This is a genomic window from Pseudanabaena minima str. Chao 2107 (assembly GCF_051131155.1).
GTDB classification, from domain to species: Bacteria; Cyanobacteriota; Cyanobacteriia; order Pseudanabaenales; family Pseudanabaenaceae; genus Pseudanabaena; species Pseudanabaena minima.
Window position 1 is genome coordinate 4,288,468 of record NZ_CP159508.1, and the last position, 10,767, is coordinate 4,299,234.

Consider the following 10,767-nt stretch of genomic DNA (forward strand, 5'->3'; position numbering starts at 1 on the left):
CTGAAAATAGTATTTTCTCATATTACTTTAAGTATTTTGAGTGATTACCCAAGTCAGGATCAATTATCATAAATTAAAATTAAGAATCGTTAAGATCTTACTCACTACATAGATTAAGGAACATTTGCAATGGGATTACCCTGGTATCGAGTGCATACAGTTCTCCTGAACGATCCAGGAAGACTGATTGCCACGCACCTGATGCACACTGCTCTCGTAGCAGGGTGGGCAGGCTCGATGGCACTTTATGAGTTAGCAATTTTTGACCCCAGTGACCCCGTCCTCAACCCCATGTGGCGGCAGGGTATGTATGTAATGCCTTTTATGACCCGTCTGGGCATTACTAATTCTTGGAGCGGCTGGACAATTACTGGCGAACAAGTTGCTGACCCCGGTTTTTGGTCTTTTGAAGGTGTTGCACTCGCACACATCGTACTTTCTGGTTTACTCTTCCTTGCTGCGATTTGGCATTGGGTTAACTGGGATTTGGAACTATTTAGAGATCCTCGCACAGGCGAGCCTGCTCTGGACTTGCCTAAGATGTTCGGCATTCACCTGTTTTTATCTGGTTTACTCTGCTTTGGCTTCGGTGCATTCCACCAAACAGGTCTTTTTGGTCCTGGGATGTGGGTCTCTGATGCCTATGGCTTGACTGGTCACGTTGCTCCTGTTGCTCCTGAATGGGGACCTAACGGTTTTAACCCATTTAACGCTGGTGGTATTGTGGCTCACCACATTGCAGCAGGTATCGTGGGCATCATCGCTGGGCTGTTCCACTTGACCGTGCGTCCACCAGAGCGTCTATACAAAGCTCTACGTATGGGGAATATCGAAACTGTACTATCCAGTAGTATTGCGGCTGTATTTTTTGCAGCTTTCGTTGTCGCTGGAACCATGTGGTACGGCTCGGCAGCAACCCCTATCGAATTGTTTGGACCTACCCGCTATCAGTGGGATAGCAACTCTTTCCAACAAGAAATTTCGCGTCGTGTTCAAACAGGGCTAAATGCTGGTTTGAGTGCTGAACAAGCTTGGTCGAAAATTCCTGACAAACTTGCTTTCTACGACTATGTTGGTAACAGCCCTGCGAAGGGTGGTTTGTTCCGCGTTGGTCCGATGAACAATGGTGATGGTATTGCTCAAGGTTGGCAAGGACATCCAATTTTCAAAGACGGTGAAGGTCGTGAACTCAGCGTTCGCCGCTTGCCTAACTTCTTTGAAACCTTCCCTGTCGTTTTACAAGACCAAGATGGCGTTGTTCGTGCTGACATTCCTTTCCGTCGTGCTGAATCCAAGTACAGTGTTGAGCAAACTGGCGTAACTGTATCTTTCTTTGGCGGTGAGTTGAATGGTAAATCTTTTGCCGATGCTCCAACCGTTAAGAAGTACGCTCGTCAAGCTCAGCTAGGCGAAATCTTTGAATTTGATCAAGAAAAGAATCACTCTGACGGTGTTTTCCGTACTAGCCCTCGTGGTTGGTTCACCTTTGGTCACGCAGTATTTGCTCTGTTCTTCTTCTTCGGTCACATTTGGCATGGCGCTCGTACCTTGTTCCGCGATGTGTTTGCTGGGGTTGACCCAGAACTCAGCGAAGAGCAAGTTGAATGGGGTGCTTTCCAAAAAGTTGGCGACAAAACTACTCGCGCTGTTGAGGCATAGTATCTAATGGAAGCTCTCACTTACACTTTTATTTTCGCTTGTTTGATTGGTTTGTTCTTCTTTGCAATCTTCTTCCGTGAACCTCCTAAGGTTATCTCTAACTCTAAAGATAAGAAGTAAATAAAAAAGCCCGCCTAGGCGGGCTTTTTTATTTAGAAGCATTAGCCCTGCACTCAAGTGCGGGCTATAAGCTCAAACCCGTTGAAACGGGTTAATTAATAATATTCTGTAGTCCACTTCAGTGGACTTGAGCTTTTAGCCAAGAACTTGAGTTCTTGGCTAGTCCTATCTATAAAACGAAAATTTTACCTATGGAAGGTCAACACCCAAAACTCATTGTATTTTCCCAGCATGGTATGAGTGACGGCAATTATGCTATGGAGACTCTAGCCAAAAAAGTTGCTCCCCAAGCATCTCAAATTATTGCCCCTTATCTAGGCTCTTTACCGTCCTTCGTACCAGATAGATTTAGGTTCTCGATTGAAACGCATTTTGCGATCGCCCCGCTTATTCAAAAAGTAGCTAAATCTGCTGAACAAACGTTTCAAGCTTATCCAGATATACCTGCGCGGATCATTGCTACATCACTTGGTGGAGTCATTTGGGTAGAAGTCCTATCTCGCCATCCCGAATGGTTGCCTCGTATTGAATCTTTAGTCCTTTTAGGCTCTCCCATTGGCGGTGCAGATGTTGCCAAAATTATGAGTGCTTGGGGATTTAGGATTGGCATGGCTAAACATCTGAGTGAAGATAGACGATACTTAGCCGAAAAGATTGCGGCGGTAATTCCGACATTAGTTGTCGCGGGGCATATTATCGGCGGCTGGGATCTAATGGTTACGGTTGAGTCCACGAAAATCAAACATGCTCATTTTATTTGTTTGAATGGAGTCAATCACTCCGATCTACGGACTCATCCTAGAGTGATTCAAGCAATTCAAGAATTTTGGGCAAAGCCTCAAAACCCTTTGTAACTCTAAACTTCAGAACTTTGCCAACGGATTAACAAGAAATGAGATCCCAAGAGAGCCTTGAGATAGGCTAAATTGCTAATAGTTCTTAAAATTAATCTGTATGTCTTATTACATTTCACCGCGCTTTCTGGATAAATTGGCTGTACATCTTGCCAAGAATTTTATGAAGTTGCCAAATGTGAATGTGCCGCTAATTTTAGGTATTCACGGGGGCAAGGGTGAAGGTAAGTCTTTTCAATGTGAGCTAGCTTTCCAGAAACTAGGGATTGATCCGATTAGAATGTCGGGTGGTGAGTTGGAAAGCCCTGATGCTGGTGATCCTGCACGATTGATTAGGATGCGCTATCGTGAAGCTTCGGAATTAGTGAAGGTGCGGGGCAAAATGTGCGCTTTATTAATTAACGATCTCGATGCGGGGGCAGGACGAGTTGATAGCACTACGCAATATACGGTGAACACTCAGTTAGTCAATGCCACGTTGATGAATATTGCTGATAACCCAACGAATGTGCAGCTTCCAGGGAGCTATGACAGCAATCCGATTAGACGTGTACCGATTATTGTGACGGGGAATGATTTTTCGACTTTATATGCGCCGTTGGTGCGTGATGGACGGATGGAGAAGTTTTATTGGCAACCCGATCGCAGCGATCGCATTGGTATTGTCAGTGGTATTTTTGCGCCCGACAATATTCCGCAATGGGAAATTGAACGGCTGGTGGATATGTATCCCGATCGCTCGATTGATTTCTTTGGTTCTCTGCGATCAAGTTTGTATGATGAGCAAGTGCGGAAGTTTGTCTATGAAATTGGTTTAGATCGTTTGTCGTTACGGTTGGTCAATAGCACTGAGGCTTTACCTGAATTTCGTCCACCGAGTTTTGATATGAGAACTCTCAAAGAGGCAGGCGATCGCTTGTTAGCTGAAGGCGATCGGGTCAGTCAGCGTAATCTTATTCAAGAATATATGCCCGTAGGAAAGGTGCATTAAATACTTAAAACCCAAGAACCTGTAACACACGCTGCGCGTGTGCTACAGGTTCTTGGGTTTTAATTTAAGTGTGATTATTTAGATTTAGGTAGATACAATAGATTTACTCACAATTCAAGAGCAAGGATGGAAAGCTATGACCGTCACCACTGCGAAAAAAATGACATTTGAGGAATATCTCACCTATGAAGATGGCAGCGATCGCCGTTATGAATTTAACGATGGAGAATTGGTTGAAATGACTCCAGCAACGGTATTTCATAATGATTTGATGATGTTTTTTGCTTTCTTTTTGCAGTCAGAAATAAATCACTCCAATCATCCATACTGTGTTCGTGTCAATAGTACTCAAATATTCAATGGTAAAAGAACTCGCCGTCCTGATGTCTTGGTCATGACCGTTGCTCAATCAAAAAGCTTAGGAAATCAGCCAGATATTTTGCATGAGCCATGTTTGTTGGTAATTGAGATTGTCAGCCCAACTTGTCGCTCAGTAGATACCGTCGAGAAGCGGAAGGAATATGCACAATTTGGGATTCCCGAATATTGGATTGTTGATTTTTTGGTGGGAACGTTTTCGGTTTTAAATTTGGTAAATGGAAGTTATATCGAGAAAGTATATAGAGAAGCCGATCTCATTGCCTCTGATATTTTTCCCAGCATTTCTCTATCGATGAATCAAGTAATGGCAAGCATATAACTTTGCTAATTTTGGGATTTACCATTAATATTTTAGATATTTGCTGATGCTTTGATTTTGGGCAAATACCTTTGACTTATGACTCAGCCGCTAGATTTTTCTAATCAGGATTTACGGAATCGCTCGTTTAAGGGGCAAAATCTTGCTGGTGCGAATTTTCGGAAGGCTGATATACGGGGATGTGACTTTGGCTACGCTAACTTAGATGGTGCAGATTTTTCTGAGGTGAGAGCAGGTCAAAGCCGTAAACAAATATTTATCGCGTTTGCGATTGTGATTGCAATTGTTATTGTATCTACAGTTATAGGTGAGATTGCGGGAGCTTTTGGCTTAGGTGGTTTTACCGATGTAATTTCGGGTGGAATTGGAGGAGGAATTATAGGTGTATTTATTGCTACGATGACAGGCGTAGGGGAGGGAGAACTTGGGGAAGGTGGTTTAATTGCAGGTACAGGTAAGATTCCATTTGCGCTTATGGTTGCAGCGCTAGCAATATTTATAGGTACTAATTCCATTACACGTTTTAGTGAAGGCTATATCCTTGGTGGAATTATCTCGTTTTTATTGTCACTTTCAATCTTCTTTTTTACTTATCGAATCTTACAAACGGCATTTAAGGAGATTAAGAATGGAACTGGAACTTCTTTTAAAGAGTCAATACTCATCGGTGCCAAGTTTACATCTGCCATCTTGAGAAACTGTGACTTTACCGACACAAGTATATATGCTACTGATTGGACTCATGCTGATTTTAAACGATGTAAGTTCTCAAGCTATCTCAATATTCCACTGATTAGAGAACTATGTGTAACGCGAATTGGGATGAATCAGGATTTTAGTTTTACCAATCTGTCTGGTCTATATTTAATGGAAGTGAGTTTTCGTTGTGCAAATCTAACCGCAGCAAATTTAAATGAAACCAATCTCAGTCAAGCAGATCTGGAAAATACGAATCTCTGCAATGTCCAAGCAATTAGAACAGATTTTACAGGTGCAAATTTTTCTGGAGCTTGTATTGAAAATTGGGCAATAACGTCAGAAACAAATTTTACTGATGTTGTCTGTAGTCATATATTTCTTGATAGTGCAAGAACTGAACGTCAGCCAGCGAGTGGTTTTCTAGAACAAGGTGACTTTGCCAAGCTTGTTACTCAGTCAACCAAAAGCCTAGATTTTTTCTTCCGTAATGGCATTGATCCTCAAGCCTTTGACTTTGCGCTCAATAACTTGATGGACAATTACCGTGAGATGGGAATTTCCCTTAAATCAGTGGAAGATTTCGGTGATGGCGATAGAATAGTTCGTTTTAATACAGTATCAGATGCTCCAAAAAGTGCAATGCACGCCCAATTCACCGAAGACTATGAGGAAATGCACCAACAATTAGAGGCTTCACATAAAAAAGTATGGGAACTTGAGCAAAAACTCGATCGCATTGATTTAGAAAATAAAATAGAGAGATTTGAACTAGAAAAACAACTAGCCGTAGCAACAGCAAAACTAGAAGAACGCCCCACATCTCAATATTTACAAAACTTGGTTTATCATCAAGCTAATCAAAAATTACTCTACGCACCCCACTCTACATTTGGTGACACCATGACAGACAAATCAATTCAATCAGGCGGCGATGTTTTCTTTACTGGCAGAGATAACTTAGGCGTTAGCGGCAAAGACTTACAAGGCGTAGCAGGTCGCGACATTAGCGGCACTGTCACCAACACCCTCCAACAACTCCGCGAAACCAACCAACCCGAAGCACCACAACTATCTGAACTCCTCGAACAACTCCAAAAAACAGTCGAAAGTTCCTCAGAACTAGACCCACCCGAAAAGCAAAAAGCTCTCGAATATCTCAACCAAATTGGCGAGATGTCAGCCAAAGACCCATCACAAAAAAAGGGAATGCTCCCAATTTTGCTAGATGCCTTCACAGGCGTAATTAGCAAAGCCGCCAACCTCATTGATCCCGTTAAGAAAATCGCAGCCGCAATTCTCAGTATTTGGCAAGCTTAATAGCGACAAGTACTTAACATGATTGCGAAATGTGCGATCGCCTAAATAAGTCAAAACAAAGTTAAAAGGAGATAACTGATGAGAACAAACACCTTAACTGATTCCATTACAATCGATACAGAAATCCAACATGGCAAACCAGTATTGAAAGGTACACGTATTCCCGTAGCCATTATTATTGGTTCCCTCGCTGGAGGTATGAGCTATGAAGAAGTCATCCAGGAATATGCGGTCACTCGAGATCAAATACTTGTAGCTTTGACATACTTTGCCGAACTCCTAAGCTATGAGACAGTTTATCCAATGGAGAAAGTCAGTTGAGATTTCGTTTCCTGATTGACGAAGATTGTCCATTGAGTTTAGAAAACCTACTCAATGGTAAAGGTTATGACACTATTCATGTAAAGACCTCTGGACTAAGTGGCACAAAAGATCCTGAACTATTTGTATTTGCTCAAAAAGAACAACGAATAATTATCAGTCGTGACCTTGGATGGGCAAATATAAAAACTTACCCACCAAACACACATTGCGGTTTAGTCGTCTTACGATTTCCATTTGAGGCAACCGCAATAGAAATTCGGCAAGTATTAGAGAAATTTATCGATAGTGTAGATATGTTAGAGATAGTTGGAGCAACTGTAATTGTTGACAAAAATAAATTTAGAGTCAGGAAAGCGTTAGTCCAAGATGATGATTAGATCGCTTGTCAATTATTAATTTCTATTGGCAAATCTTGGTGCAGGACTGCGGAATAGATATTGAAAATCCCTTTGGCGATCGGCAACAGATTCGGGACCATAGCCCCATAAACTCTTGAAATAAAAGAAAGAAACCCCTAAACCACGATTTCTGGCATTTACAGCTTGAGAATAAACCCTAGACATCGGCACATTACTATTGCGGAGTCCAGAGAGAATGGCGATCCCTGTGGAAATTTTACCTTGTACTTCCACAATTTCAGGACGACTAATTTGAGCCAGAAAATCATCTAGGTCATCGCGATACACTTGTACTAATAATTCATCAACAAAGCCCTGACGCACCCAGCTTAGCCAGTCTTGTAACTGTTGTCTGTAGGCGAAGTCATGATAATTGGGAGATACTGAGAAAATCACATTGGGTTTTCTTTGCTTCACAGTTTTACTTAGCCTTGACATAAAAGCCGTAATCTTGTTAGCTCGCCAGCGTACCCAATCAGGATTATTGACATCGGCGGGAGCTTCTTTTTTAGTTTCTTGGCGATAAAGATTGAGAGTGTAGCGATCATAGCCAAAGGTTTTGGGAAGGCTAGTGTGATCATCAAACTGGATACCGTCTAAATCATATTTAGAGACAGCTTCTAATATAAGGTCAGTCAAAAACTGCTGCACTTCAGGATGAAAAGGATTGAGCCATGCAACTTCACCTGCGGCTGTGATTGAAGTTTTATCGCCATTGCGTTGTTGGGTGAGCCAATCTGGATGGGCGATCGCTAGCTCAGACATTTGAGGAGCCATAAACCCAAACTCATACCAAGGCATCACCAACAAATTATTTTGATGCCCCTGAGCGATGATGTCTTCAACAATATCCTGTCCTTCCAAACCGCGATAGACAAAGGGCTGAATTCCTGCCTCTTGGGCGACCGTACTGGGATACATCACATAGCCTGAATTCCAGACAACGGGATAGATGGTGTTGAAATTGAGTTGCTTGAGTTGCTTGAGAGCTTCACTAAGCTGTTGGCGATCGCGAATTACTGAGAAGTCGTTACTGGTTAGCCATACGCCCCGAATCTCTTGGCGCTTGTCTACAGGCTGATTGATGGGTGGACTTGGTGGAATGCTGGGTTGGGTTAACTGCGGAATTTGTGATTTAATTTGGGCGATCGCCTGATCATTCACTAAAAATACAGGAATCAGGCTATGTAAGAGTATTGTGGTTGCAAAAGTTACGACAAAAAGAAATGACAAAAAACGTTTGCGCGATCGCAACATTTGCCTAAAGCTATGTTTAAGATTATGCCTAAAATTATTTTCTTGCCAATTTTGAGGCATAAAACTTCGTATAAGTTGCATGAGTCGCATAAGTATCGATAATTAAACTAAGTAAAAATACTGATCGCAATTCTCATTGTAAGTCTAGTTTTGGCGATGCTGGTTTTGAGCAAGACTCGTCAAAGCTAGAGTTAGTTTCTGATCTGAGAATTAAATTAGCCTTAAAAAGCTATTTTGAGTTTGTTACAGATCTCGTTGGCGAGACAAGCGTATTTTTGCCGAATCAAATTAATATAACGTTTTGTAAGCTAAAAATAATTATGAAGTTTGCAATGCTATAGGCGTTGTAAACCAAATCACCGTATGAGGAGTGCGCTGTAATGCTCAAGCAAAACCATCGAGCATGGGTGGAAGTCGATCTCTCAGCAATTAAGCATAATGTGCAGCAATTAAAGTCTCTGCTAACTGCGCCTACGGAGTTAATGGCGATCGTCAAGGCTGATGCCTACGGGCATGGGGCAATCGATGTCAGTCAAACCGCGATCGAGGCGGGTGCGACTTGGTTAGGAGTTGCCACAATTCCTGAGGGGATTCAGTTGCGTTGTGCGGGAATCACGGTTCCCATTGTGGTTTTAGGTGCAACGAACGGGGTTGATGAGATCAAGGCGATCGCTGAATATCGCTTACAACCAACAATCTGTAATCCTAAGCAAGCATTGATCTACCACGATGTTCTTTCGCAAATTGGCGAACAGGTTCCTGTCCATCTCAAAATTGATACAGGCATGTCGCGATTGGGCGTAAATTGGCAAGAGGCGATCGCCTTTGTGCAACTGGTGCAGCATTTGCCGAATTTAGAAATTATCAGTGTTTACTCGCACTTCGCCACTGCCGATGATTGCGATCGCACCTTCATGGAATTGCAAACTAAGAGGTTTGAGCAAATAATTGTCGCACTTAAGGCTGAGGGGCTTTATCCGCCACGTATTCACATTTGTAATACAGCCGCGATGTTGTGCGATCGCCAAATTCATTTCGATATTGTGCGAACTGGACTAGGTATTTATGGGCTTTATCCTGCGCCTCATCTTAAAAATATTGTCGATCTCCGTCCTGCGCTTACGGTCAAAGCGCGGATTACTCAAGTTAAAGAAATTAAAGCAGGGACAAGTGTGAGCTATGGACGATCATTTATAGCGTCACAGGATATGATGATCGCAACTGTGGCGATCGGCTATGCTGATGGCATTTCACGCGGTCTATCCAATCGCATTCGTGTATCCGTGAATGGTCAAAAAGTTTCTCAGATCGGCACAATTACGATGGATCAATGTGCGATCGATGTTACACATGTCTCAAATGTTCACGTTGGTGATGTAGTGACATTTCTAGGCGGAGCTTCAGAGAATACTGCTGATGATTGGGCTAATTTATTAGGTACAATTTCTTGGGAAGTTCTCTGCGGGTTTAAGCATCGTCTCCCTAGAATTAATGTGGTAGGCGAAATTAGGAAGTCTGAAGCATTATCTGGAGCATCACAAATTGGACTTGAGTGAGCTAAGGATCGCAAATTAAATAAAACCCAGTATTGAGGAGGCAGGCGAAGCCCGCCTCCTCAATACTGGGTTTTGAATATTGCAAGTTATTTAATTTGAGATCCTAAGCTCCAACCCCTTGGCATAATTCTGTAACCAATCTCGAAAACTAGGTGCAAGTATCTTTCTCTCAGGATCATCATGCCACATTGAGATAATCTGTCCGATGTTTCCTCCTTCTGCAGGAGCTAAATCTAGACAATCATGATTGCCACAACCATCATAAGTTAGAGGTATCCATTTTGAACTCCACCAAACATTACAAATACCTAAATCAGGTTCACATCCTTGATCTTGTCCATCTTCATCTTGAAATGTTCCACTATCTAGAAGTCCTTTCCAGATTTGCCATTCATCCTCAATACGCTCTAGAGATAAGAATTCACATCCATTAATCAATCCATAGTTATAGGATGTTTGTCCATTATGAATGCGATAGGAGGATTTGACATCTTCAGGAAGTTGGATAGAAAGCAAATCTTCTAATTCACTAATTTGAACATCAGAAGCTCCTGCCGCTAATATATCAACGTGTTCTGGAGCATTGGTTCTTAGCCAAGCTTCTATTCTTAACCAGATTTCTTGCATAAATTATGGTGCTTAAAATTTCTAGTATTTCTTGACTAGCGCTTCTATATTTCAACTATAGCATTTGGCAAATGAGTGCATACTTATAGCTGTCGCCATTCTTGTTACAGCGCTTTGCGCTTTCTCAAAAACCAGAGAAGTTTTGGAAAAGCTTGCTTCGCAAGCTTTTCCAAAACTTCTCTGTATTACACAAACCCTAAATAACCTGTAAGACATAAAACCAAATAGTGTGAGGTGGTGCTTCGCGCCGCCTCACACTATTTGG

At 42.1% G+C, this 10,767-nt stretch carries 11 protein-coding genes; 9 read left to right on the top strand and 2 right to left on the bottom strand.

Annotated elements, in window-relative coordinates; translation table 11 throughout:
• Nucleotides 1–129: 129 nt before the first annotated feature.
• From psbB to ABM313_RS19520, 8 genes are all read left to right on the top strand, one after another.
• A complete protein-coding gene (gene psbB / locus ABM313_RS19485; RefSeq protein WP_434684811.1) occupies nucleotides 130–1,659 on the top strand; it encodes a photosystem II chlorophyll-binding protein CP47 in 1,530 nt (509 codons plus the stop codon).
• A 6-nt stretch (nucleotides 1,660–1,665) separates the two neighbouring features.
• Complete coding sequence (locus tag ABM313_RS19490; RefSeq protein WP_094531873.1) at nucleotides 1,666–1,779, top strand: photosystem II reaction center protein T; 114 nt, start codon at nucleotides 1,666–1,668, stop codon at nucleotides 1,777–1,779.
• Nucleotides 1,780–1,970: 191 nt separating this feature from the next.
• Nucleotides 1,971–2,633, top strand: coding sequence for an alpha/beta fold hydrolase (locus ABM313_RS19495; protein ID WP_434684814.1), 663 nt, complete (start codon nucleotides 1,971–1,973; stop codon nucleotides 2,631–2,633).
• A 100-nt stretch (nucleotides 2,634–2,733) separates the two neighbouring features.
• Complete coding sequence (locus ABM313_RS19500; RefSeq protein WP_434684815.1) at nucleotides 2,734–3,624, top strand: AAA family ATPase; 891 nt, start codon at nucleotides 2,734–2,736, stop codon at nucleotides 3,622–3,624.
• A gap of 136 nt (nucleotides 3,625–3,760) precedes the next feature.
• Complete coding sequence (locus ABM313_RS19505; RefSeq protein WP_434684817.1) at nucleotides 3,761–4,324, top strand: Uma2 family endonuclease; 564 nt, start codon at nucleotides 3,761–3,763, stop codon at nucleotides 4,322–4,324.
• A gap of 78 nt (nucleotides 4,325–4,402) precedes the next feature.
• Nucleotides 4,403–6,340, top strand: a complete 1,938-nt coding sequence (locus tag ABM313_RS19510) for a pentapeptide repeat-containing protein (protein WP_434684819.1) — start codon at nucleotides 4,403–4,405, stop codon at nucleotides 6,338–6,340.
• 78 nt (nucleotides 6,341–6,418) lie between these two features.
• A complete protein-coding gene (locus ABM313_RS19515) occupies nucleotides 6,419–6,661 on the top strand; it encodes a DUF433 domain-containing protein (RefSeq protein ID WP_434684821.1) in 243 nt (80 codons plus the stop codon).
• The gene (locus tag ABM313_RS19520; RefSeq protein WP_434684822.1) at nucleotides 6,658–7,041 is read left to right on the top strand and encodes a DUF5615 family PIN-like protein; all 384 of its coding nucleotides are present in this window, start codon (nucleotides 6,658–6,660) and stop codon (nucleotides 7,039–7,041) included. Before ABM313_RS19515 ends, ABM313_RS19520 begins: the two co-directional genes overlap by 4 nt.
• A gap of 15 nt (nucleotides 7,042–7,056) precedes the next feature.
• Here ABM313_RS19520 and ABM313_RS19525 read toward each other — a convergent pair whose 3' ends face one another.
• Nucleotides 7,057–8,379 carry a family 10 glycosylhydrolase gene (locus ABM313_RS19525; RefSeq protein ID WP_434684824.1) on the bottom strand — a complete coding sequence of 441 codons (1,323 nt, stop codon included), beginning with the start codon at nucleotides 8,377–8,379 and terminating at the stop codon, nucleotides 7,057–7,059.
• 320 nt (nucleotides 8,380–8,699) lie between these two features.
• Between ABM313_RS19525 and alr the strand changes: the two genes are divergently transcribed.
• Nucleotides 8,700–9,875 carry an alanine racemase gene (gene alr / locus ABM313_RS19530; RefSeq protein WP_434684827.1) on the top strand — a complete coding sequence of 392 codons (1,176 nt, stop codon included), beginning with the start codon at nucleotides 8,700–8,702 and terminating at the stop codon, nucleotides 9,873–9,875.
• A gap of 90 nt (nucleotides 9,876–9,965) precedes the next feature.
• On the opposite strand, the gene ABM313_RS19535 is transcribed toward alr, so the two are convergent.
• Nucleotides 9,966–10,502, bottom strand: coding sequence for an SMI1/KNR4 family protein (locus tag ABM313_RS19535; RefSeq protein ID WP_434684829.1), 537 nt, complete (start codon nucleotides 10,500–10,502; stop codon nucleotides 9,966–9,968).
• Between the last annotated feature and the right edge of the window lie 265 nt (nucleotides 10,503–10,767).